This window comes from Pedobacter westerhofensis (assembly GCF_900182595.1).
GTDB lineage: Bacteria > Bacteroidota > Bacteroidia > Sphingobacteriales > Sphingobacteriaceae > Pedobacter > Pedobacter westerhofensis.
Map to the genome: position 1 here is coordinate 1 of NZ_FXTN01000023.1, position 24,389 is coordinate 24,389.

Genomic DNA, 24,389 nt, shown 5'->3' on the forward strand with positions numbered 1-24,389 from the left:
AACTCCTTCGGGTATGCTTTTCTCTGTTGTGACATAATTTCTGTTAAGATAAGTAATCCTCTTAACTCTGTGTCTACTCAAATGTAGCAAGTCCAATTCCACCCAAATAGCGCAGTGCTAGCCCTCTGATAGCACTATATTAAACTAGTTAAATTCAGCGCTATCAGACGGCAAGCAGTGCGCTATCACTGCGCTACTACCCCGGAACAAACTATGGTAGAAATACGGTAAAGTGGGCTAAAAAAGTCCCGCTATGCAAGGCTCCGGGTGCCCCTGGTCTGAACGTCTGCATAAGCGCCCCACAATCGTTGTTTTTTATTGCAGCCGGATCATCCTAATGATGAGTTAAATCAAGGTAATCAATCCCGGTGTCAGATGTCCCTGTTGATATCCCAGTCCTCCAGGTAGTCGGCAACCTTTCTGACAAACATCCCGCCCAGTGCACCATTCACTACCCTGTGATCGTAGGAAAGCGAGAGGAACATCATATGACGGATCGCGATCACATCACCAAATTCGGTTTCCAGGACCGCAGGTTTCTTTTTAATTGCGCCTACGGCAAGGATCGCTACTTGTGGCTGATTGATGATCGGCGTCCCCATTACATTTCCAAAAGAACCTACGTTGGTCAAGGTGAAAGTACCGCCCTGCGTTTCATCAGGTTTCAGCTTTGAGCCCCTTGCACGTACAGCCAGGTCGTTTACCGCTTTGGTGAGGCCAACCAGGTTGAGCTGATCCGCATTTTTGATCACCGGTACGATCAGGTTGCCGCTGGGCAGCGCTGCTGCCATACCGATATTGATATCTTTTTTCTTAATAATCTTAGTGCCTTGTACGGATACATTGATCATCGGGAAGTCCCTGATGGCTTTGGCTACGGCTTCCAGGAATATAGGTGTAAACGTTATCTTTTCATTTTCGCGTTTCTCAAAGTTCTTTTTCACCTTCTCTCTCCACATCACCATATTGGTGACATCGGCTTCAACAAATGAAGTAACATGCGCAGAGGTCTGTTTGCTCATCACCATATGGTCTGAGATCAGTTTACCCATGCGGTCCATCTCAATGATCTCATCGCTGCCGCTCATGCTCGCAGCGGGCTGAGACTTCGCAACCGCTGCAACCGGGGCAGCAGATCCATTGGCTGCAGGCAGCTGATTTACATTCGGCGCTGCCGGCTGTACTGCGGCAGGTTGTGCAGAAGGTTGTGCGGAAGGAGAGCTTCCGGCCGCAGATGCAGTGGTATCAGCAGAAGTATTTGCCGCACGCGGAACATCTTTGCGGCCATTCTGCAGGTAATGCAGCAGATCGTCTTTGGTCAGGCGCCCATCAGCACCTGTACCCGTAATCAGGTCCAGTTCTTCAGTACTGATCTGCTCCTGGGCAGCAATATTTTTTACCAGCGGAGAATAAAAACGGTCCGTGGATAAGTTTTGTGATAAACCCGAAGGTGTAACGGTTTCCGGCAAATGTTCCAGGCCCGGGATCTGTGCGGCGTCTGAACTGCCCGAAGAATATTCATCAGCAGGCTTGTACTCAGATTCAGCTGCCGGAGAATGATTTTCTTCAGCAGCGGGTGCCTGGCGCTCCGCTATTACTGTGGGCTGGCTATCTGCCAGGGCAGCAGGTTTACTTTCTTCCACTGCAGGTTTAGCTTCAGCCTCATCGGTTTCGATCAGGGCAATTACAGCACCTACCTGAACAACGTCATCTTCTTTACAAAGCTGACTGATCAGTTTTCCCGACACGGGTGACGGAACCTCTGAATCCACTTTATCCGTGGCTATTTCTAACAATGTATCATCTAAACTGATCATGTCACCAGGTTGTTTCAACCATTTGATGACCGTTGCTTCCGCAACACTTTCGCCCATTTTAGGTAACAATAATTCGTATTGTGCCATTTAGTTTACAGTAAATTTGGTATTTCCTATTGGATACAAAAGTAAGCTATTTAGAATTAATTTACATCTTCTTTGAGCAAATTCAAAACCATCGACAGCGCAGAGCTTGCAGAACGTTCAATGTTCTGGATCCTTTTGCTGCCAAAGTTAAATACTTTGGACACCACTTTTTCGCGGTTTGCCACTGCAATCCAGACTGTTCCCACAGGTTTGTCCTCTGTGCCACCGTCCGGTCCGGCAATGCCGCTTACCGCCACGCTGTAGTCCGTATCAAAATGTTTAATGGCCCCTTCGGCCATTTCCCTTACGGTTTGTTCGCTCACCGCGCCATACGTATTCAAGGTATCTGCCTGCACGCCCAGCACAGATTCTTTCAGTTCATAGGAATAAGTGACTGCTCCGCCGGCAAATACTGCCGAGCATCCGGGGTGTTTGGTGATCAGGTGAGCAATGTATCCGCCGGTACAGCTCTCCGCAGTAGAGAGCGTGAGCCGCTTTTCTTTCATGATGTTCAGGATAGCCTCCTCCAGCGCGATATCTTCTTCAGCCACAATATATGGTTTCAGCTTATCAACGATCTGACGCACGTATACCTCCACATCATCCTTCAGTTTTTGTTCATCAGGACCGCTCGTGCTTAATCTCAGCCGCACCTGCCCCAGTTTGGGCAGATAGGCCAGCTTGATCGATGGCGGTAAACTGTCTTCAATATCTGCTATCTCCTGCGCCAGAAAAGATTCGCCCAGGTTTGCCGTCAGGATGGTTTTATGATAGATAAAAGGGAGCGCGAATGAACGCGTCAGCTTTGGCAGCACTTCCTCTCCCATCAGGTACATCATTTCAAAGGGAACGCCGGGCATCGAAACAATAATGTTCGGGCCCTGCTCAAACCACATTCCCGGGGCAGTGCCGTTTTTGTTGCGTAAAACAATACAGCCGTCCGGCACATCCGCCTGACGAATATTCAGGTCGATCATCGGGCGGTTGTTGCGTTTAAAGATCGCTTCAACATCTTCCAGCACACCCTCATCGCGCCGCATCCCCATATTGAAATATTTCGCCAGCGTAAGCTTCGTAATATCATCCTTTGTGGGGCCAAGACCACCGGTAATCAGGATAATACGGGCCCTTTTCTGAGCCTGTTCCAGTGCTTCGATGATATGATCCGCATCATCAGATACGGAGGTAATCTGTTTAACCTTAATTCCGATTGCATTCAGCTCCTTCGCCATCCATGCAGAATTGGTATCTACAATCTGGCCTATCAATATCTCGTCACCTATAGTTATGATCTCAGCTAACATAAAATTCTTTAAAAGCGTGTATAATAAGCCTGTTGCTTGCTTAGTTTTAAGTCCTGCAAAATTGATGCCTTCACCTTGATCGTCAGGTTGTAACTTCTGTACGTACCAATCGGAATCCAGTGGATACTCATATCCCAGCAGTGCATATCCCTGTAGATGGAAAATGATGTAGGAGATAAACCGCTGGTCTTAAAATCGTAACCCGAGGTAAACTGCACTTTCCATTTCGGCGTCACGTTAAAGTCGCCGTTAAAGTTTAACGTATTTGTTGTAGTCGAATTGAATTCGGTCAGCGGCTTGCTGTAATCAAAACGATAAGAGAAGGTGAAATTCCATGGAATTTTAAAGTCGACAAATGCGTTGGGATCATTGCTCACTTCCTGCAGCTGTGCGGCCTGCTCCGGTGTCATTCCCGTTTTCTGAATCTGCTGTTTTGTGTTATCAATTGCCTGGTTCCGTGCTTTAAAAGCTTCTGCATTCAGGCTGTACCCAAAAGAGAAACCAAAGCGCGTTAGTGATGGTACAGTGTAACGGTCGATCATCTTACGCACTTTTGCAGTGGTACTGATAATGGAGTCGCGCGTATCGTAAAGACTGAATGCACCGTCATAGGTAAAACCAAGCTTGTCGGTAAACTGCGACCGTCCGCTGAAAACCGGATCGGTAAGTTTAAAGGAAGTTGCCAGGAAATTGTATGAACTGTTGATACTTAAGCCCTGGATAATCGGGATCTTCCTTGTTCCTGTACCGGTGGTATCTTTTGCAGAAAGCACTTTGGCCTCTACCGTATTGTCTAAGCCGAAACTAATACTTCCGCTTTCACCTTCAGCAGGGCCGCCATAGGTTGTTCCTGAAAAAATGGAGTATTTCTGCTGCTTGCCGGTTGTGATATTCTTTACCGGGGTTCCGTCCTGATACAGCAGGTCCTTGTAGTATCCGTAAGAGGGGGCAGAAAAATCAGGGCGGTAGCTCAGGTTCACGTTTGGCGTCATTACCCAACGGAGGGCTTTTAAGTTCCCCAAGTTTTTAAACTGTGCCGTATTGTAGATCTTGGTAGACACCCCCATGTTAAAGGAGTATTCGCCGGAACGTTTGAAGCCGTCAATCGTATCCATCACTGTGGTATAGGGCTGCAGCACCCCGCCGGAAACAACTCCTTTAATGGCAGTGGTTTTTGTCGACTGGAACTGCCATTTCTCCACGTAGTTTGTTCCTGCAGTGAAGTTAAAATATTTAGCCGCTGTAAAGTTGATCGATACCGGAACTGTATGCTGGATACCATTGCTAAGCTTGTTCAGCGATTCCTGTCTGAATAAAAGACTGTCTTTTGTGGAGATAGAGTTGGTGGCTACCACACTATACCCTACCGTAAGCTTCTGGTACCACTTCTGGTCCCCAACCCTTTTTTTAGAATCAAAAGGGCTGAAGGTAGGTACGTTCATACTGAAGGAAGGCAGCGTAATTGCCACATCTTTCGACTGCGTATTCTGGCTATGTGTAGCCGCCAGGGAATAGTTGATCCCATTCGAAAAATTCTTCGAATAACTGATGCCCGATGACAGAATGTTTTCTGCAATCGCATAAGGGTTGTAGGAGTTACCGCCCGCTGTGTTTAAATTGTAGGCACTGGTTTTAATGTTTACGTTGGAACTGAAAGTTGTTCCCGGCTTGGCATTCGCATCCTGTGTATGCACCCATTGAATACTAAAATCCTTTCTCGGCGTATATTCAGGTGTACCTTCCAGTCCGTAACGGTTACTGGCATATTCCAGCTTAATATTGCCCGTATATTTATATCTCTTTTTATAGCTCGATGTCACTGATGCACTGTAAGAGCCCCTGGTATAGATAGTCCCAAGAAATTTGGCATCCCAGTAATCATTCAGGATCAGGTAATAACCCCCGTTCTGGAAGTTAAAGCCCCTGGTGGCATCATCACCAAAGCTAGGGATAATCACCCCGCTGTTTTTCTTATTGGGCTTGGGGAAAAATGCGAAGGGAAGGCCTAAAGGCAGCGGAATATCCTCAATCTTTAGATAAACAGGCCCCGTGATAATCTGCTTGTCGGTCACGATCCCTTTGGTGATAAACAACCCGTAATGCGGATGAGGCAGGTCGCAGGTACTGTAGGTCATGCCCTTTACGTTGATCTCATTATCCGGCTGGCGCTTGCTTTGTCCCCCTGAAAAGAAACCTCCCTCCTGTTCGGTGAAAGTATTAAACACCCGGCCCTTTCCGGATTTGGTATTATAAAACAGGGAATCCGCTACCGAAGACCCTTGTTTATCCATTTTAAAAATGGGCTTCCCCAGGTACTTATTGCTTTTTGTATCCTTTCTGCCGCTGGCAAATACCGTATTTGTTTTAGAGTTGTATGTAATATAGTCCGCATCCAGCTCAAAGTCCTGGTAAATTACACGTGCTTTACCATACAGATAGATAATGCTCTTGTCCTTGCTGAATTTCGTGGAGTCTACCGCAGAATATTCAATCTTCTCATCTCCGGCCTTGATCACCTTCTTATTTCTGGAAGTATCCTGAGCAAGCCCGGGAACCTTTCTGGTCGTATCCTGACCAGCCCGCGGCAGCTTTTTAGTCGTATCCTGCTGTTGCATCACCTGCATAGCGGACAAAGAAGAAGATGCAAACGCAGAATGTCCGGCAAACACCAGCAATACGAATGAACTCAATAAAATAACAGTCTGTAAGAATCTCAAATTCGTGAATGAATGTAACAATTGCAGTAGTGTTTATCCCAAAACGCTCAAAATTAATGAAAAATATAGCATTGCCGGGAGCAAATCCCATTTTGCCGGAATATATTTGCCTATCATCATGCAAATACAACATTATCAACGTTTTATACTGTAAAATTATTTTGCTGTGACCATAACAAATATGAGAATACAAGGCAACATTTGGTAATTTAACGCATAGCATTTACCGCAATGGAAACTAAAAATTTTATTATACTATCTTTGTCGCCAAACAAACTGGAAAAATCGGTGTATTCATTATACGGATACCTGAAAATCTGAATATTTAGATGATATTAAAAAGAAGTATATTCCTGTTCACACTTTTGCTGATCATCAGCGCAAAGGGTGTTTTTTCACAGGGATATAGGGTAAAAACAATTGTAATTGACGCCGGCCATGGTGGCGACAAGCCCGGCGCGAGAGGCAGTTACTCACTGGAGAAAAACATTGCCCTGCAGGTTGCACTCAAACTGGGCAGAAAATTTGAGTCGGAAATGCCCGGCGTAAAGATATTGTACACGCGTAAAACCGATATCGATGTATCCTTATACAAGAGGGCAGAAAAAGCAAATAATGCCAAGGCTGATCTCTTTATTGCGATACACTGCAACTCCATGCCCGATAACAGAGTAGTTACAGGTTACACGAAAAGGAAAGGTAAAAAGATCGCGAAGTACAGTTATGTACAAAATAAGACAACCCGCGGAGTAGAAACATTTGTTGCCGGAAGCCACCGTTTGCATGAGCAGGATGGTGCCATCAGGGAGAATGCCGACATAAGTCTTGAAAAAGACTATAAAAAGAATTATGATGGATACGATCCTAAGGATCCCGAAACATTTATTATACTATCTTTGTTTAAGAATGTATACAGAGACAAAAGCCTGAGATTGGCCAAGCTGATCCAGAACAATTACACCAGAGAGAACCACCGTTTGGACAGGGGTGTAAAAGAACAGGGAATTTTAGTCCTGCAAAGATGTGGCTTGCCTGCTGTACTCACCGAAATAGGGTTTATATCAAACCCTGCCGAAGAGGATTACATGAATTCGGCAGGCGGACAGGCGGAGATTGTGAACGCAATCTTCAAGGCCGTAAAAACCTACAAGAAAGAAACTGAAGTAAATTAAGTAAACTAACATAAGTGAAAATAGCAAACGAAACCAAAGTAGGCATATTAGCAGCCTTTTCAATCGCGGTACTGATCATCGGATATAACTTTCTGAAGGGTAATTCAATTTTTTCAAGCGAAACTGTACTATATGCCAGATATGCCCGCGTAGATGGTCTTCAGGTCTCTAAACCCGTCCTCATCAACGGATTCCAGATCGGCCGTGTAGATAAACTGGTTTTACAGCCAAACGGCGAAATCGTAGCTACACTAAAAATCAAAGGCAAATACGACATCCCTAAAAACAGTATTGCACGTTTAGAGGGAACAGATTTACTTGGCAGCAAAGCGATCGTAATGGCTTTAGGTACAGGCAAAGATTTTGCCGAGGATGGCGATACGTTAAATGCTAATGTAGCGCAGAACCTGATGGAAGCTGTACAGCCAGTGCAGAAGAAAGCAGAGCTGATCATCGGTAAAATGGATTCTATCCTTACAAGTGTAAATACCATTCTTAATCCCGATTTCCAGAAAAACGTAAACAAAAGCTTCAACAGTATCTCTGCTACGCTGGCTTCGCTTGAAGGTACTTCTAAGAAAGTTGACGGACTGGTTGGTACTGAAGGAAGAAGGATCTCAGCGATCCTTGCCAATGCTGAATCGATTTCTGCGAACCTTAAAAATAACAATGCCAAGATCAATGCGATCCTAAACAATATCAACACCATTACAGACCAGGTTGCTGCTGCCAACTTTAAACAGACAATCGATAACGCAAACAAAGCCGTTGCTGATCTGCAGGGCATCGTTACAAAGGTAAATGATGGTAAAGGAACGCTTGGCTTACTGGTTAACGATACTAAAATGTATGATAATCTGAATAATGCAAGTAAGAATCTGGATAACCTGATTATTGATCTGAAAGAGAATCCGAAGAGATATGTACACTTCTCTGTATTCGGAGGAGGTTCGAAGGATAAGTAAGAGTCTCGGCTGATTAAGGCATCTTCAGTGGATTGTTTATTGGATTTGCGGATTGTCTGAGTTTTTTTTTATAAAAAAGGGTTAAGGAATTTTGATGCTGCCTACCGCTGAAACGCGCTAGAAGGCATCAAAATTCCTTAACCCTTTTTTATTAGCGTACCCATCCGATTTTACATCCCTGCAAATCCAATCAGATCATACTCCCGTGTCAGCTGCATAATCAAATGTCGACCCTTAAAGGGGGGGCGGATCCGGGGATTTTGCATACCTTTCTACCGATTACATTTCTATTGGCTACATTTCTATTCGCTACCTTTCTACCGGCTACCTTTATAATGGCTACCTTATAATGGCTACCTTTCTACCGGCTACCTTTCTATTGGCTACATTTCTGCCGCCAGTAGCATGAATGCGAATTTGACTTTTTACTACATCCGAAATTTTATATCTAACTCTCCCATATAAATACGCATATCACTATACGAGTTATGAATCTCGCAGGTATGCACTATCCAATCATACAGCAGGTGCAAATCCTGAACCTATAGCGTATCCAGGTCTTAGCCATTAAAGTTTGAAAAATCCAGGTAACCATTATAGAGAATAGCATGCAGGTATAATGCAATGATATAATTCAGGTGCAGATCGAGAACTTGTAAATCATACAGGTTTAAATCATGAAAGTTTGAAAAATACTGGTAACCATTCACAGATCATGCAGGTATAATATGCACTGATATACTTCAGGTGCAGATCGAGAACTTGTACATCATACAGGTTAAATCATGAAAGTTTGAAAAATACTGGTAACCATTCACAGATCATGCAGGTATAATTATGCAGGTATATATGCATCATGCAGGTTTACATCATGCAGGTATACAACATGCTGGCATACATCATGCAGGTTAGACATCATCCTGGTATGCATCATGCAGGTATGCATCATGCCGGTATACACCATGCAGGTTTACATCATGCAGGTATACAACATGCTGGCATACATCATGCAGGTTAGACATCATCCTGGTATGCATCATGCAGGTATACATCATCCAGGTATGCATCATGCCGGTATACATCATGCAGATATGCATCATGCACGGATGAGTGAGCCTTTAGGGTTTTCTGGGATTATAAATAAGTGTGTACAGTATGACAGCATAGCGTTCTTTTGCGCAGCAAATTAATGCAGCTGTCAGACTGTATACACTTATTTATCCCCCCGGCAAAATCCCCTAATCGCGAACGGTAATTAAATAGCGTATGTATTTCCTTCTATAGCCAGCTCAGTATTCTCAAATACTGTCAGCGCCTCTTCCAGTAAAGGTATCAGCGTTTTGTAACGTGAAGAAAAGTGCCCGATCAGCAGTTTCCCCGCGCCAACTGTTTTGGCAATCTGTGCAGCCTGAAGCGCAGTAGTATGATGCGTCATATTTGCCCTGTCCAGCAGTTCGTCCAGAAAAGTAGCTTCATGGTATAACATCGTGCAGTCCCGGAGGCTGTCAAGGTATGAGCCATCTGCAAGTGTATCCGAGCAGTAGCAATAACTTTTGGGTTCCTCAGAATCGCGCGTATAGTCAGCATTGACAATAAGTTTGCCCCCCGGCAACTCCAGGTTCAGTCCTCTTTTAAGCAAAGGATAGTATTCAACAGGAATCTGATCTGCTTCAAGTTTCTCCGAAAGCAGTTTCCGCTGGCGTTTTTTCTCTGTAAATTTAAATCCTGTAGTCGGGATGCGGTGGTTCAGAACGATCGTTTCCACTGTCATATCCCCATTCTCAAAGATCACTTCTGGAACATCCGCAGTAGTAGCTGTAAATTCAATCTCGTAACGCAAAACCGTATCAGAATATTTAAACTGCATTTCAAGGATTTCCTTCAAAGGAGCCGGGCCAAAGATGCGGAAAGGTTTGATGCGCCCGTTCAGGTGCATGGTAGACAGCAGGCCAATCAGCCCAAAATAATGGTCTCCGTGAAGGTGACTGATAAAAGCAGCGTCAATTTTGCTGGCTTTAAGGCCAAACCTGATCAGCTGATGCTGCGTACCTTCACCACAGTCAATCAGGTAGATCTTCTCGTTACAATTTAAAAGTTGTGCTGTTGGATTTCTATTAAATACAGGAGTAGCGGAACTACTCCCTAAAATGGTAACCTCAAATTTCATTAAATCTCCTGATCAAAGCTCCCTAGTAATTCCTTTTCAATTTCTTCCATGAAGATCAGATCTTCAGCTTCCTCCAGCTGTCCTACAATATTCAGCGACTGGTCTATAGAAGACATCTCCAGTAACTCCAGGATGCATTTTGTAATACCCGTCACAATAAACAATCCATTAGCTTTTTTACATAGCCTGTCCCCTACCAGGAGACAGCTCAGATCTTGCGAGTCGTCACATGCAGACACTTGAGAAAGATCCAAAACTATATTACAATAGCCTTCAGTATTCAATAAGATGAATTCAGATTTTAACCGGGGAGCGTTTTCCGTGGTTAAACGGGGTTCATCCAATCTGAGGACAACATACTTTTCGTGTTTATCAACTGAAAATTTCATATTAGTGCTATTTGATGCTAACAAATTAAGAATTTAATTTGATAAAATTGCACTAAGACTTTCTAAAACATTTTGCTCTATCCTGTTCAGGATATCGTCCTGTTCGTTCTTAATGAACTGGTCGCCTGTGATCTGTTCGTAAAGCTCGATATAGCGGTCAGAAATAGAGTCCACAATCTCAGGTGTCATCGCCGGAACAGTTTGTCCGTCTTTCCCCTGAAAACCGTTTTCAATCAGCCATTTCCTTACAAATTCTTTCGATAGCTGCTTCTGAGGCTCATTTTCTTCCTGGCGCTGCTCATATCCTTCAGCATAAAAATATCGCGAAGAGTCTGGCGTATGGATCTCGTCGATCAGGAAAATCTCGTCCCCAACCTTACCAAATTCATATTTTGTATCCACAAGGATCAGCCCTCTTTCAGCGGCCATTTCTGTTCCTCTTTTGTACAGTGCCTGCGTATATTCTTCCAGACGGTCATAGTCCTGGATCGAAACGATACCTTTTGCAAGGATGTCTTCCCTTGAAATATCTTCATCATGGCCTACATGCGCCTTGGTAGTTGGCGTGATGATCGGCTCAGGTAATTTATCATTCTCCTTCAGGCCGTCCGGAAGTGAAACACCGCAAACACTGCGTTTACCGGCACTGTATTCTCTCCAGGCGTGGCCTGCAAGATAACCGCGGATCACCATCTCTACTTTAAAGGGCTCACAAATCCTTCCAATCGTCACCATTTCATCCGGTACGGCAATCACCCAGTTAGGAACGATATCGGCCGTGGCCTTTAAAAATTTGGCAGCAATCTGGTTCAGTACCTGACCTTTAAAGGGAATAGCTTCAGGCAGTACCACATCAAATGCGGATATCCTGTCTGTCACCACCATCGTCATCAAACGGTGGTCAATCGTATATACATCACGTACCTTGCCCTTGTAAAAATTGCTCTGTTTTGGAAATTTAAAATTGGTTTCTTTTATTGCTCTCATGTTGTTGATGGTTCACATCAATTTATTGTTAAAAATTACTGTATATCTCCGTAGGCTTTCAAAATCCTCTTCACTAATTTATGTCTCACCACATCTTCACCTGTAAGGTAGATAATTTCAATACCAGGGATATCATCCAGGATGCGCAGGGCATTGTGCAGGCCAGACATACCCTTCTTCGGTAAATCGATCTGCGTAACGTCGCCCGTTACGATAAACTTGGCCGAAGGCCCCATCCGTGTTAAAAACATTTTCAGCTGCAGGTCTGTAGAGTTCTGTGCCTCGTCCAGGATCACAAAACAGTTATCCAAAGTCCTTCCGCGCATAAATGCGAGCGGGGCGATTTCGATCGTCCTGTTCTCCAGGTATAGCTTTAGTTTCTCGGCCGGGATCATGTCGTCCAGCGCGTCGTATAAGGGACGGAGGTAAGGATCTACCTTTTCCTTCAGATCGCCCGGCAGAAAGCCCAGGTTCTCCCCTGCCTCAACGGCCGGCCTTGTTAAAATAATCCGTTTGATCTCTTTGTTCTTCAATGCACGTACTGCAAGTGCCACGGCAGTGTAAGTTTTACCAGTACCTGCAGGGCCGATTGCAAACAAGACATCGTTCTTAACGATACTGTCTACCATGCGGCGTTGATTAGCTGTACGGGCTTTGATCATCAGTCCGTTGTTACCAAAGACAATCACCTCACCGCCACCGCCATTCAATTTTGCGGGGCCGGCATCTTCCAGCTCTGCGATATGTTTGATGGCCAGGATCGACTCTATTTCACTGGTATTCAGCGAGCCGTACTGCTCAAGGTGCCCCACCAGTTTACCGAACTTCTTATCGAATAATTTCTGCTCCTCTTCATCACCTAACACCTTCACCTCGTTGCCTCTGGCAACAATTTTCAGTTTTGGAAATGCGCGTTTGATCAACTCATAGTGTTCATTGTTAGAACCCCAGAATTGTGCCGGATTTACTGTCTCTAATGTTAGTTTAAGTTCGTTCAAAATATTGTTTTTAGGATAGAGGTGTATATTTTGATTTAAATTTGAATATTTGCAGGCGGGTTACCGCATACGCAAGAATAAGAATAAATATTCAATATTTAATGGCCATTATCACTTTAACGACAGATTTAGGTTCCAAAGATTTTTATCAGGCTGCCCTCAAAGGCAGTATCCTGACGATCTTGCCTACAGCTACTATTGTTGATATCACCCATGAAGTTCCTTCGTTCAATATTTCGTATGCGGCCTTCGTTTTAAAGAATGTTTACCACTATTTTCCTAAAGGTACTGTGCACCTGATAGGTATAGATTCTGTGTTCAGCGAAAACACAAAATACGTAGGCCTGAAATACCAGGACCATTATTTTGTTGGTGCAGACAACGGCATCTTTTCCCTCCTGTTTGATGGCAAGCCAGACGAAATTGTTGAGCTCAATATTATGCAGGACCTGAAATATTTACACTTCCCGCTGGTCGATATTTTTGTGAAGGCTGCCATCCACCTGGCCAAAGGCGGAAAGCTGAAAGATATCGGGCTGCCAACCGATGGTATTGAGGAAAGAATGCTGCTGAACCCCGTTATCGAAAAGGATATGATCCGGGGAAGCGTCATCTATATCGATACCTTCTGCAATGTGATCACCAACATCACCAAAGAACTGTTTACGAAAATACAGCGTAACCGCGATTTCACCCTATTTTTTAGGAAAAGTGAGACCATCACCCAGTTGAGCTGGCATTATAATGAAGTGCCCGAGGGGGAAAAACTATGCCTTTTCGGTATCAGCAACCACCTGGAGATCGCCATCAACAAAGGAAAAGCCAGTGGATTGCTTGGTTTGCACCTGAGCGATATCGTCCGCATCCAGTTTCACGGATAATCTCTTTTTGTCCAGCTCCGCAAACCCGCTGTGTGTTTCTTCATTTTCCGTTAGCGCTTCTCATGTCCAACGCTCACATGAGGATCAAATCCAAACATCAAACATCTCCCCGGATTCCTTTCATTGACTACCTAAATCCCATTTGTTACATTTGTCGTCCTGCTGAGGCATAAAGTTTGCTGCATCAGGCTAAATAATTTTAATATGATCAGATCCTTGCTCCTTTTTGTTCTTTTAAGCATCTCCTTACCATCTATGGCCATTCAGGCCGATACCTCAGCCTATCAGTTTCAGCGTTTAAAAATCAATGGTCTGCTGGCAGAACGAAGCGCAAAATTTGGTCAGTACGATCTGAGCCTGAATGCCAGAACAGGTATTTTCGGACTGCAGACAAAAAACGATTTACGAAATTCCAATGAGATCCTGAGAGGGATCATCCTAAGTGACAATAACATTTTTCGCGAACTCAAGGTCCTGATGAACTATAAGGACCAGGAAGTGCAGCAGGTACAGAGCAATGCAAGCAGCACCAATAAACGGATTGAAGCGTACATGCTAACGATCAAGAAATTACAGCAGCAGAATGACGAGCTGAAGGCACAGACTGCCCAGGTAGCGGAGAAAAAGGACACCAGTACTTACCTGATCATCGTATTGTCTGTGATCATCGTTGGCTGGGGAATATATAGCCTCAGCAGGGTAAGGCGGAATGCATAAGTTAAGGGGGCTCAATAGCTTAAGCCCCCAAACTTCAATTTTTAATTATTGAAATGCGCAATAATCAGTGAAGCTAATTCTTCACCAATACGCTCCTGAGCTTCATTTGTAGCCGCACCGATGTGTGGTGTCAATGAAATCTTAGGGTGTGATAATAAAGCCTGTAAAGGTGTAGGTTCATTGTCAAATACGTCAAGCCCTGCGAAAGAAACCTTGCCGCTATCCAATGCATTGATCAGCGCCTGCTCATCAATCGTACCACCTCTTGAACAGTTTACCACGCCTACTCCCGGTTTTACCAGGTCAAATTCAGCCGCGCCTAAAATAGGTTTGTCTGCAAATGGCGTATGCAAAGTGATGAAATCACTGTTTTTGATTACTTCTTCGAGAGATACAGTTTTCACAGGAATATCCAGCGAAAGATCGCCCTGAAATTTCAGTGTAATAGCACCTTCAAAGGGATAAAGGTCATAGGCAAGCACATTCATGCCTAATCCTAAAGCTACCGAAGCAGTTGCCCTTCCGATCCTTCCAAAACCAATGATACCTAAAGTTTTGCCTTTCAGCTCAACACCTTTGGCATAATCCTTTTTCAGTTTGTTAAAGCTTGTAGCCCCTTCAACCGGCATTTTGCGGTTTGCATCCTGTAAAAAGCGGACACCGGTAAACAGGTGCGCAAATACAAGTTCAGCTACAGATAAAGAAGATGCTGCAGGCGTGTTTACCACGGCAACACCTTTTTCACGTGCATATTCCACGTCAATATTATCCATTCCTACACCGCCACGGCCAATCAGCTTCAGGTTAGGGCAGGCATCAATTACATCCTTACGTACTTTGGTTGCACTTCTAACAGTGATACCATCATAATTTTGCAGTGCTTCAATCAGTTTATCCTGTGGAACGGTTTCTGTATCTACAATAAAACCGGCTTCTTCTAATAATCTTTTTCCGATAGGATCAATCCCATCGTTCGCAAGTATCCTAGTCATTAAATTTTATTTTTGGTTTTTTTCGGCAAATTCCTGCATCAGTTCTACTAATGCGTGTACGCTTGTAATCGGCAGGGCATTGTAAATAGAGGCTCTGAAACCACCTACGCTTCTGTGTCCCTTGATACCTTCCATGCCGTTCTCTTCAGCAAATTTCAGGAATGGTTTTTCCAGCTCAGGATTTTCCATCACGAAACAAACATTCATTCTTGAACGGTCTTCAACGGCACAGGTACCTTTAAACAATGGGTTTCTGTCAATCTCAGTATATAAAGCATTTGCTTTCGCAATGTTTTCTTTTTCAATTTCAGCCACACCGCCTTTAGATTTTAACCATCTCAGGTTCAGCATCGCTACATAAATCGCAAAAACCGGTGGCGTGTTGTACATAGATCCGCCCTCGATGTGTTGTCTGTAATCCAGCATAGAAGGGATCTTGTTGGTAGTTTTACCTAAAATCTCATCCTTGACGATGACAACAGTTGCTCCGGCAGGGCCGATATTTTTCTGTGCGCCAGCGTAGATCAGGTCGTACTGAGATACGTCGATTACCCTGCTCATAATATCAGAAGACATATCACAAACTACAGGTACCTTAGTTACAGGTACAGTCAGCAATTCCGTTCCGTAAATTGTGTTATTGGATGTAAAATGGAAATAAGCACTATCTTCAGGAATAGTGAAATCCTTAGGGATATAAGTAAAGTTAGCTTCTTTGGAACTAGCTACAACGTTCGCTTTTCCAAAGTTTTTTACTTCCTTAATGGCTTTGTTGGCCCATACTCCGGTTTCAAGGTAACTTGCGGTTTGTCCTTCGTTCAGCAGGTTCATCGGAACCATTGCAAACTGCAGGCTTGCACCACCCTGTAAAAACAATACAGAGTATCCTTCAGGCACATTTAACAACTCTTTCGCTAGTTTAACAGCTTCTGCTACTACCGCCTCAAACTCAGGTGTACGGTGGGAGATTTCCAGTATCGACAGCCCGTCTTTAAAATCTAAAACGGCTTGTGATGCCTGTTTAAATACTTCCTGGGGTAGAATGCAGGGACCTGCTCCAAAATTATGTCTCATTTTATATGCTATTTATATTGATTGTAAATGTAATTGTTTTATCGAAATTAAAGCCGGCTTTTTGAAATTAACTACTGAAAGCATAGAGCTTATATACTATTGCTTTGAGCTGAAGGCAGATGCTTCATCGAAGAGATCATTTCCGAGGGCGATGGCGCTGCGAAAATTGCGTTTCCTGCCACCAGTACGTTTGCCCCGGCATTTACCAGGTCGGGCGTATTGTGCAGGCCCACGCCTCCGTCAACTTCAATCAGCAGATCCGGGTTCAGCACATTGGCCAGGCTCCTCAGCCGGCGGATTTTGTCCAGTGTATTGGGAATGAATTTCTGACCGCCGAAACCAGGGTTTACAGACATCACCAGCACCATATCCAAATCAGAAAGAATATCGCTCAGCAGTTCTACCGGAGTATGCGGATTAAGGGCCACACAGGCCTTCGCTCCTGCTTCGTGGATAGACTGTACCGTTCTGTGCAAATGCGGGCAGGCCTCATAATGTACCGTGATCATTGATGCACCCGCTTTCGCAAAGCGTTCGATATACTGATCAGGGTTTACGATCATCAGGTGTACGTCCAGTGGTTTTTGCGCATGTCTGGCAATTGCTTCCATCACCGGAAAACCAAAAGAGATATTGGGCACGAACACACCATCCATAATATCCACATGGAACCAATCTGCTTCGCTGGCATTAATCATCTCCACATCGCGTTGTAAATTGGCAAAATCAGCAGAAAGAACTGAAGGGGCAATCAGGTGTTTCATGTTTTTGAGTTATTGATTTCCAAACCAGCAGCTTAGAAAAGGCCCTTTGGTTTGAGGAAGTAAATATAAAAAAATAACCTATTGTAAAACAAAAAACCCCGCAAAATGCGGGGTTTATGACAATTCATTAAGCAGGTTTGTTGTCCTGCGCACCTTCCGGTTTAGCGGGGCGCGGCAGTAAAGCTTTTCTTGAAAGCTTCATTTTTCCTTGCTTATCAATATCTAATAGTTTAACCTGGATTTTGTCGCCTTCTTTCAGCACGCCGTCCATAGTTTCCAGACGTTCCCATGCAATCTCAGAGATATGCAGCAGTCCGTCTTTGCCTGGCATGATTTCAACAAATGCACCAAATGGCATGATTGATTTCACTTTACCATCATAAGTTGCACCTATGTCCGGTTTAGCAGCAATCGCATTGATACGTTTTACAGCAGCATCAATTGCAGCTTTGTTATCAGCGAAGATCTCAACAATACCTTTGTTACCAACCTCTTCAATAGAGATCGATGCGCCGGTTTCGCGTTGCATCTCCTGGATGATTTTACCGCCTGGGCCGATTACAGCGCCAATGAATTCCTTGTCAATACTTAAAGAAACGATACGCGGAGCGTGGTCCTTGTAATCTTCACGTGGAGCAGCAATCGTTTTCTTCATCTCGTTTAAGATGTGAAGACGAGCTTCGTTAGCTTGTTTAAGGGCAGCAGTTAAAACTTCCCATTTCAAACCATTGATTTTTAAGTCCATCTGACAAGCTACGATACCTTTTTCAGTACCTGTAACCTTGAAATCCATATCACCCAGGTGATCTTCATCACCAAGGATATCTGTAAGGATCGCATATTTACCAGTTTTCTCGTCAGTGATCAATCCCATTGCAATACCCGATACCGGCGCTTTGATTTTGATACCGGCATCCATCAGTGCAAGTGTACCTGCACAAACAGTAGCCATTGAAGAAGATCCGTTAGACTCAAGGATATCGGAAACGATACGTATAGTATATGGGTTTTCTTCCAGTCCCGGTAATACTTTTCTCAGTGAACGCATTGCCAGGTTACCATGACCGATCTCGCGACGGCCTGCTCCCCTGTTCGGGCGAACCTCACCAGTAGAGAAACCAGGGAAGTTATAGTGTAAAAGGAATTTGTTGTATCCGTTGATGAAAGCACCATCAATCATTTGCTCATCATCTTTAGAACCTAAAGTAACGGTTGTTAAAGACTGAGTTTCACCACGCGTGAATACTGCCGAACCGTGAGCAGAAGGAAGGTAACTTACTTCAGACCAGATTGGGCGTACCGTACGTACATCACGACCGTCTAAACGCATACCTTCATCTAATACAAGGTTACGGATCGCATCGTATTGTACATCGTGGAAATATTTTTTAGAAAGGAAGCCGGTAACGTCATCGATATCTTCACCTAAAGTTGCGATGAAGTCCATCAGGATTGCTCCGAACTGATCACCACGCTCAGATTTAGAAGTCTGGCTTTTCGCTACAGCGTATACTTTATCATAAGTAGCAGCATAAACCTGTTCTTTCAGTTCAGGGTTGCTGTCTTCATGAGAGTAGGTACGTTTAACAGTTTTACCAACTGCTTCAGCAAGTTCTTTCTGAACTTTAACCTGAACTACAATCGCTTTGTGTGCAAATTCGATAGCTTCAACCATTTCTTCTTCAGAAATCTCATCAGCTTCACCTTCAACCATTACGATATCATTCTCAGTTCCTGCAACAAGGAATTCCATCGTTGCACGCTCTAAGTCGCTCACATACGGGTTGATCACCAGCTGGCCATCAATCTTTGCTACACGGACTTCAGAGATAGGGCCATTAAAAGGGATATCAGAAACAGCGATAGCAGCCGAAGCAGCCAAACCTGCCAGTGAATCCGGCATAATGTTTTTATCAGAAGAGATCAAAGTGATCATCACTTGTGTATCAGAGTGATAATCTTCAGGGAACATCGGGCGCAAAGCACGGTCAACCAAACGAGAGATTAACACCTCATAGTCAGATAATCTTGCTTCACGACGTAAGAAACCTCCGGGAATACGGCCTGCGGCAGCATATTTCTCCTGGTAATCTACAGATAATGGTAAAAAGTCAACACCAGATTTTGCACCTACTGAAGACACTACAGTTGCCAAAAGCATGGTATCTCCCATTCTTACAACTACAGAACCATCAGCCTGTTTAGCTAATTTACCTGTTTCGATTTCAATGATCCTACCATCTCCCAGGTCGAACGATTTTTTTATTACATTCATTTACAATTTGTTACGGTGCGTTTTCCTCTTTCTCCACACCAGATTTATATATATTTTTTTGTTGTTCAATTAAAAAAGCCATCCTAAAGAATGGCTTTTCTTGACATTAATACGCTTATTTGCTATCTCTTGAACCTAATGGTTTAATGATATCCCTCAGCCCTAAAGCTTTGATGATTGCACGGTAGCGGTTGATATCTTTGTGAAACAGGTAAGCCAGGATACCACGGCGTTTACCTACTAATTTTTGAAGAGACAACTGAGTAGAGAAATCTTTACGATTTTTCTTTAAGTGTTCTGTTAAGTGTGCGATGCGGTATGTGAATAACGCTACCTGACCTTCTGCAGAACCTGTGTTCGTTTCAACTTCGCCGTGTTTTTGAAAAATTTCGGCTTTTACTTCTTTACTTAAATACATTACTTGAATTATACTAAAGTGTATATGGATTAATTAATTGAGCGCAAAGATAGTGTAAGTTTTAATGATTCGCAAATATCAGAAAAATACATTTCAATGTTGTTTAACATTTCCTTTAACAGGCCTTAAGCGCTATTTTTGCAGGATGGAAAAGTCACGGTACAGCATCTTTGAAACGGAACTGACAGTAAGGCCAGATGATATAGACATGTTTAACCATGTACATAACAGCAAATACTTCGATTATGTACTGGCAGCGCGCTATGAGCAAATGGCGAAGTTTTACCGTATGCCCATGGAACACTTCCTTGAAAAGGGCTATGGCTGGGTAGTACGCACGGCCCTTGTGGATTATAAGCGCCCGCTGAAGATGGGCAATGTGATCAAAATCCGCACAGGAATCCTTACGATCAATGAGAAAGGATGCCGCGTACAGTTTGAAATTGAAAATGCAGCTACAAAAAAGATAGCTGCAGATGGCTGGTTTGATTATGTGATGATCGACACCACTTCGGGCCGGGGCACCAAAGTAACTGAGGAGATGATCGAAACCTACAGTATATAGTGTTAAGCCGACTTCATCAGGTTTACAGCTTCGTCTCCGCTGCCGGGGATATAACCCAGGCCAGGCGTTAACCAGTGCAGCAGGATCACCCTTGAATATCGGTAGTTAAAAGGCGAACAGATAAAAACAGTCAGCAGCAGGATCCCTACATAATACCAGAGGTTATCATATACTAAAGGTAAACCCAATACATAGCTGGCTACGCTGGCACTGATCATCTCGGCTACGTTCATCGCGTAACTGACAAACATCGATACGTAGAAAAACCCGGGCTCTCTTTCAAAACGAAGGTTGCAGTGCGGGCAGTATTCGTTTGTGGTCTGTCCTTTGAAAGAGAGCGCATACATGTTTCCCGAAAAAATATCCCCCTGCCTGCACCTTGGGCATTTGCAGTGTACAACGGCTTCAAATTTTGATAGAGCTTTCATCTGTTTATTTATTTTATTTCAGTTGTTAGATGCAGCCTTTGATGATCGAAATAATTATTGCTCTTGGGCTCTGATAATTATTTTAATCATGTCGGGTTCATAACGTGATTAATTATACCCAAAGGTACATCATGCTCTGCCCCCAATTTATGATCTATATCATATCTTGATGATCTTGCCCCTGTTTAGCCTGAGCTCTCCGGCGAGCGCCATTTTTTTAACCGTCCTGATCACCGTCTCCACCCTCAGTCCGCTCATATCGGCCAGTGCCTGCCGTGTAACCCCTAAATCCGCGCCCTGCTCCAAATCCCGGCCCAGGTAAGTGATCAGCGTTTTTAAGCGGTGCTCTGCCTGCTCATTGCCCAGTTCCTCCAGCATCATCGATTTATAAAACAACCTGTTGCTCAATGTTTCGATCAGGTTCATACTAAAGGCCCTATCCTCTTCCAGCAGTTTCAGAAATTGTTCATGGTTTACCAGTATTAGTTCTGTATCGGCTGTCGCGATGGTATAGGCCAGGTACGGGCGCTGGAGTAATAAAGCTGGCTCCCCAAAGTATTGTTTAGCTTTAAAGATGCCCTGGATAAATTCTTTTCCGTCGTCATTTACGGTCACCATTCTGACCCCGCCGCTGATAATAAAATAAACATAACGCGGATTTTGTCCCGGATGATAAACAACGGCACCTTTTTTGTAATATTGCCTTTTGAAGGGCTGTGCTAACAAATAACCAGTAAACATCCTCAAAAATACTCAATTCGTGAAAAAAACGCGCTTATTCCCAACCATTTTAGAAACATATCCATTATGAGTAAAAATTTTACTAAAAAAATCATTGTACTAGCCGCTGCTACATTATCATTAGGGATCCAGCAATTACAGGCGCAAACTTCCACAGATGAAATTTCTGACCAGCCAAAAAACATTGTCAAATGGAACGTGGCCGCATTGATTACAAAAAGTTATTCCTTCCAGTATGAACGTGCTGTAAGCAATAACATCGCCGTAGCCATTGGTTACAGGAATATGCCAAAATCCAGCATTCCATTTAAGTCTACCATTAATGATGCTGTAGACGACGCACAGACCGAAAGGACAATCGACAATTTTAAGACCTCCAATTTTGCAATTACACCGGAAGTAAGATTCTACGTAGGGAAGAAAGGTGTTTTCCAGGGATTCTATCTTGCCCCGTATGTAAGCTACGCAAAATACAAAGGTGAGGGACCATTTCAATTCGATATTCCTCAGCTTAACCGCACGGAAACGATGTTCTTTAAGGGAGATATCAACACTTACACAGCGGGTTTAAAGATCGGTGCACAATGGAAACTGAGCAGGCTTGTTTATCTGGACTGGTGGATAATTGGCCCTAACTACGGTTCTGCAAAAGGAGATTTGTATTCACAGCGGAATTCAAGTATAGTGGAGCAGGCGGTGATCAAACAACAGATCGATAATCTGATTGACGACCTTCCATTGATCAAAGCTACCAGTCAGGTTGATGCCAATGGTGCAAATATTCATATCAAAGGCCCATGGGCTGGTGCAAGAGCCGGTCTGAATGTTGGGTTCAGGTTCTAAAAATTATCAACTCAAAACCAGTAATAAAAAAATATTACCTTTCTAATTACAAGAGCGGCAATCTGTAACAGGCTTGCCGCTCTCCTTTTTATCACTATTCAAGTAAATCAATATCTTCAGGTTCAGGCGTAAAATGCTATCCTGATCAAGAAAAGTAGATTAACCGATCGTCTCTTTGATAATTTTGGTATAGAAATCATTCAGCTTCAGGCCAAATGCCGCTACCTGCTGAGGGATAAAGCTTGTTGCCGTTTGCCCGGGGATCGTGTTGATCTCAATAAAATAGAAATCACCTTCGTCGCCCAGCAGGATGAAATCCATCCTCACCACTCCTCTGCAATTCAGCTTCATGTATACTGCAGCGGCAATCTCCTCCACACGTTTGCGCGTTTCAGGTTTGATCACTGCCGGTGTAGTTTCTGTGGCCACTCCCGGAGTATACTTCGCTTCAAAATCAAAGAATTCCTTAGCCGTTTCTACCTCTGTCGCAGGAAGTACAGTAACCTTTCCGTCCAGCTTCACCACCCCAACGGTAAATTCACGACCTTCGATAAACTCTTCGATCAGGATCTGGGTATCTTCCTTAAAAGCCTTGTCGATAGCCGACTGAAGATCATACTGGTTTTTCACCTTGCTCATACCAATACTGCTTCCACCATTATTAGGTTTCACAAAATATGGAAGTCGCAGTGTTTTTTTAATTTCATTTAAATCGTAAGGCGTATGGTTAAAGATCTGTACAGACTTAGCCACATGCAAACCGGGAACATCCTGCACCACAGCTTTCGTATAACCTTTATTCATGGTAATGGCCGAAGTGAGCGCATCGCAGGTGGTGTAGGGAATATTAAGCATATCCAGGTAGCCCTGCAGTTTGCCATCCTCGCCCGGCGCACCATGGATCGCAATGAAAACACCGTCGAAGGTTACTTTACGCCCTTTAATGGTAAGGGAAAAATCATTTCTGTCAACCTCTATTCTTACAGAATCCGCAGGCTCATAAAACCAGCCCTGCTGTGTAACCATAATTTTATAGACCTCAAATTTATCAGCATCGAGGTTATGGGCTATTGTAGCGGCACTTTTCACTGATACCACCCATTCTCCTGTAGTACCTCCTGTAAGCAATGCGATTATTTTTTTCATCGTTTTCTATATTTATGCATTATTTATCTTAATAACGAAAGGAATTCAACTTTAAGATATCTGCTCAAAAATATTAAAATAGTTTATTCAGATCTCATTTAAATTCCGATAAAATATAATTTTAGTCTAAATTTGACCCAAATACAATGCACCCACAAAATATAAATGGCAAAATTCATCTCCTATTTAACAACCAAATCATTCAGGAATAACCTTTTTGCCGCCGTGGCAACTGTTGTGGTTCTGCTGCTCGTAGCATTTTTTAGCCTACGCTACTACACCAAGCACGGGCAGGGACTAAATGTTCCGGCCGTTAAAGGGCTGTCTTTCAATCAGGCCATTTCCAAGCTGGAAGATCTGGGCCTGCGCTATGAGGTTGATTCTGTATATATCATGGACATGCCCCCGGGAACAGTGATCGATCAGGACCCTGAAGCCAATACTTTTGTGAAAGACAACAGGACGATCTACCTTACCATCAATACGGCCCAGGCACCAAATGTGAAATTCCCGGATATACAGTTCAAATCCTTTATCGAAGCGCAGTCGATCATTGGCAGCTTTGGTTTAAAAGTTGGCGACACAGTTTATAAAGCCGACGTGAGCAGAGATGTAGTGCTCGAAGTTTCTTTCGGCGGACAGGCCATCAAACCCGGCGATATCATTCCCAAAGGCTCAAAAATAGATATGTTGCTGGGCGACGGACGCGGGAATGAGGATGTGGATATTCCAACGCTCTTAGGATTTACGAAAGACGAAGCCGCATTTTCTTTAAGGGGCTCGAACCTTAAATTAGGAGAAGTTACCTACGAAGGAAATATCACAGATAGTGCAAATGCTGTGATTGTTGCACAAAGCCCTGTATTATCGGATACACTGACCAAGGTTAAAATTGGTACACCGGTAAATATTACATTATCAAATAACAAGCCTACCAATTAG

23 protein-coding genes are annotated in these 24,389 nt (G+C 43.7%); 7 read left to right on the forward strand and 16 right to left on the reverse strand.

Going from position 1 to position 24,389, the window contains the following annotated elements:
- Nucleotides 1-371: 371 nt before the first annotated feature.
- The 3 genes from FN831_RS26930 to FN831_RS26940 are packed head-to-tail and all read right to left on the reverse strand — an operon-like array spanning nucleotide 372 to nucleotide 5,898.
- The gene (locus FN831_RS26930; RefSeq protein WP_142531313.1) at nucleotides 372-1,904 is read right to left on the reverse strand and encodes a dihydrolipoamide acetyltransferase family protein; all 1,533 of its coding nucleotides are present in this window, start codon (nucleotides 1,902-1,904) and stop codon (nucleotides 372-374) included.
- A 56-nt stretch (nucleotides 1,905-1,960) separates the two neighbouring features.
- Nucleotides 1,961-3,208, reverse strand: coding sequence for a competence/damage-inducible protein A (locus tag FN831_RS26935; protein WP_142531314.1), 1,248 nt, complete (start codon nucleotides 3,206-3,208; stop codon nucleotides 1,961-1,963).
- Nucleotides 3,209-3,216: 8 nt separating this feature from the next.
- Nucleotides 3,217-5,898, reverse strand: coding sequence for a putative LPS assembly protein LptD (locus FN831_RS26940; protein WP_246101790.1), 2,682 nt, complete (start codon nucleotides 5,896-5,898; stop codon nucleotides 3,217-3,219).
- A gap of 356 nt (nucleotides 5,899-6,254) precedes the next feature.
- Here FN831_RS26940 and FN831_RS26945 point away from each other — a divergent pair, with 356 nt between their 5' ends.
- Together FN831_RS26945 and FN831_RS26950 are read left to right on the forward strand one after the other, a co-directional pair.
- Nucleotides 6,255-7,097, forward strand: a complete 843-nt coding sequence (locus FN831_RS26945) for an N-acetylmuramoyl-L-alanine amidase family protein (protein ID WP_142531316.1) — start codon at nucleotides 6,255-6,257, stop codon at nucleotides 7,095-7,097.
- 14 nt (nucleotides 7,098-7,111) lie between these two features.
- The gene (locus FN831_RS26950; RefSeq protein ID WP_142531317.1) at nucleotides 7,112-8,062 is read left to right on the forward strand and encodes an MlaD family protein; all 951 of its coding nucleotides are present in this window, start codon (nucleotides 7,112-7,114) and stop codon (nucleotides 8,060-8,062) included.
- 908 nt (nucleotides 8,063-8,970) lie between these two features.
- On the opposite strand, the gene FN831_RS26955 is transcribed toward FN831_RS26950, so the two are convergent.
- From FN831_RS26955 to FN831_RS26975, 5 genes are all read right to left on the reverse strand, one after another.
- Nucleotides 8,971-9,162: a hypothetical protein gene (locus FN831_RS26955; protein WP_142531318.1), complete on the reverse strand. Its 192-nt coding sequence runs from the start codon at nucleotides 9,160-9,162 to the stop codon at nucleotides 8,971-8,973.
- Between the two features lie 155 nt (nucleotides 9,163-9,317).
- Nucleotides 9,318-10,229: a ribonuclease Z gene (locus FN831_RS26960; RefSeq protein ID WP_142531319.1), complete on the reverse strand. Its 912-nt coding sequence runs from the start codon at nucleotides 10,227-10,229 to the stop codon at nucleotides 9,318-9,320.
- Nucleotides 10,229-10,618 (reverse strand): STAS domain-containing protein, encoded by a 390-nt coding sequence (locus FN831_RS26965; RefSeq protein WP_142531320.1) that lies wholly within the window; start codon nucleotides 10,616-10,618, stop codon nucleotides 10,229-10,231. Before FN831_RS26965 ends, FN831_RS26960 begins: the two co-directional genes overlap by 1 nt.
- A gap of 33 nt (nucleotides 10,619-10,651) precedes the next feature.
- Nucleotides 10,652-11,605 (reverse strand): phosphoribosylaminoimidazolesuccinocarboxamide synthase, encoded by a 954-nt coding sequence (locus FN831_RS26970; protein ID WP_142531321.1) that lies wholly within the window; start codon nucleotides 11,603-11,605, stop codon nucleotides 10,652-10,654.
- A gap of 35 nt (nucleotides 11,606-11,640) precedes the next feature.
- Nucleotides 11,641-12,603, reverse strand: coding sequence for a PhoH family protein (locus FN831_RS26975; protein WP_142531322.1), 963 nt, complete (start codon nucleotides 12,601-12,603; stop codon nucleotides 11,641-11,643).
- Nucleotides 12,604-12,704: 101 nt separating this feature from the next.
- On the opposite strand from FN831_RS26975, the gene FN831_RS26980 reads away from it, so the two are divergent.
- Entirely contained in the window at nucleotides 12,705-13,484 is a 780-nt protein-coding gene (locus FN831_RS26980) for an SAM hydrolase/SAM-dependent halogenase family protein (RefSeq protein ID WP_142531323.1), read from the forward strand.
- Nucleotides 13,485-13,688: 204 nt separating this feature from the next.
- Nucleotides 13,689-14,201 (forward strand): hypothetical protein, encoded by a 513-nt coding sequence (locus FN831_RS26985; RefSeq protein ID WP_142531324.1) that lies wholly within the window; start codon nucleotides 13,689-13,691, stop codon nucleotides 14,199-14,201.
- Nucleotides 14,202-14,242: 41 nt separating this feature from the next.
- Here the strand turns inward: FN831_RS26985 and FN831_RS26990 are convergent, their stop codons facing one another.
- The 5 genes from FN831_RS26990 to rpsO all read right to left on the reverse strand — a co-directional run bounded on the left by FN831_RS26990 (nucleotide 14,243) and on the right by rpsO (nucleotide 19,724).
- Nucleotides 14,243-15,193: a D-2-hydroxyacid dehydrogenase gene (locus FN831_RS26990; RefSeq protein ID WP_142531325.1), complete on the reverse strand. Its 951-nt coding sequence runs from the start codon at nucleotides 15,191-15,193 to the stop codon at nucleotides 14,243-14,245.
- Nucleotides 15,194-15,199: 6 nt separating this feature from the next.
- Nucleotides 15,200-16,267: a 3-phosphoserine/phosphohydroxythreonine transaminase gene (gene serC / locus FN831_RS26995; protein WP_142531326.1), complete on the reverse strand. Its 1,068-nt coding sequence runs from the start codon at nucleotides 16,265-16,267 to the stop codon at nucleotides 15,200-15,202.
- Nucleotides 16,268-16,356: 89 nt separating this feature from the next.
- Nucleotides 16,357-17,031 carry a ribulose-phosphate 3-epimerase gene (rpe, locus tag FN831_RS27000; protein WP_142531327.1) on the reverse strand — a complete coding sequence of 225 codons (675 nt, stop codon included), beginning with the start codon at nucleotides 17,029-17,031 and terminating at the stop codon, nucleotides 16,357-16,359.
- Between the two features lie 127 nt (nucleotides 17,032-17,158).
- On the reverse strand, nucleotides 17,159-19,306 hold the full coding sequence (pnp, locus tag FN831_RS27005; protein WP_142531328.1) for a polyribonucleotide nucleotidyltransferase: 2,148 nt from the start codon (nucleotides 19,304-19,306) through the stop codon (nucleotides 17,159-17,161).
- Nucleotides 19,307-19,421: 115 nt separating this feature from the next.
- Complete coding sequence (gene rpsO, locus FN831_RS27010; protein ID WP_142531329.1) at nucleotides 19,422-19,724, reverse strand: 30S ribosomal protein S15; 303 nt, start codon at nucleotides 19,722-19,724, stop codon at nucleotides 19,422-19,424.
- 145 nt (nucleotides 19,725-19,869) lie between these two features.
- Here rpsO and FN831_RS27015 point away from each other — a divergent pair, with 145 nt between their 5' ends.
- Entirely contained in the window at nucleotides 19,870-20,289 is a 420-nt protein-coding gene (locus FN831_RS27015; RefSeq protein WP_142531330.1) for an acyl-CoA thioesterase, read from the forward strand.
- 2 nt (nucleotides 20,290-20,291) lie between these two features.
- Here the strand turns inward: FN831_RS27015 and FN831_RS27020 are convergent, their stop codons facing one another.
- A complete protein-coding gene (locus FN831_RS27020) occupies nucleotides 20,292-20,717 on the reverse strand; it encodes a DUF983 domain-containing protein (RefSeq protein ID WP_142531331.1) in 426 nt (141 codons plus the stop codon).
- Nucleotides 20,718-20,876: 159 nt separating this feature from the next.
- On the reverse strand, nucleotides 20,877-21,458 hold the full coding sequence (locus tag FN831_RS27025; protein ID WP_142531332.1) for a Crp/Fnr family transcriptional regulator: 582 nt from the start codon (nucleotides 21,456-21,458) through the stop codon (nucleotides 20,877-20,879).
- A gap of 66 nt (nucleotides 21,459-21,524) precedes the next feature.
- Between FN831_RS27025 and FN831_RS27030 the strand changes: the two genes are divergently transcribed.
- Entirely contained in the window at nucleotides 21,525-22,301 is a 777-nt protein-coding gene (locus FN831_RS27030; RefSeq protein WP_142531333.1) for a DUF3575 domain-containing protein, read from the forward strand.
- 159 nt (nucleotides 22,302-22,460) lie between these two features.
- On the opposite strand, the gene FN831_RS27035 is transcribed toward FN831_RS27030, so the two are convergent.
- Nucleotides 22,461-23,447, reverse strand: coding sequence for a D-alanine--D-alanine ligase (locus tag FN831_RS27035; protein WP_142531334.1), 987 nt, complete (start codon nucleotides 23,445-23,447; stop codon nucleotides 22,461-22,463).
- Between the two features lie 165 nt (nucleotides 23,448-23,612).
- Between FN831_RS27035 and FN831_RS27040 the strand changes: the two genes are divergently transcribed.
- Nucleotides 23,613-24,389, forward strand: coding sequence for a PASTA domain-containing protein (locus FN831_RS27040; protein ID WP_142531335.1), 777 nt, complete (start codon nucleotides 23,613-23,615; stop codon nucleotides 24,387-24,389).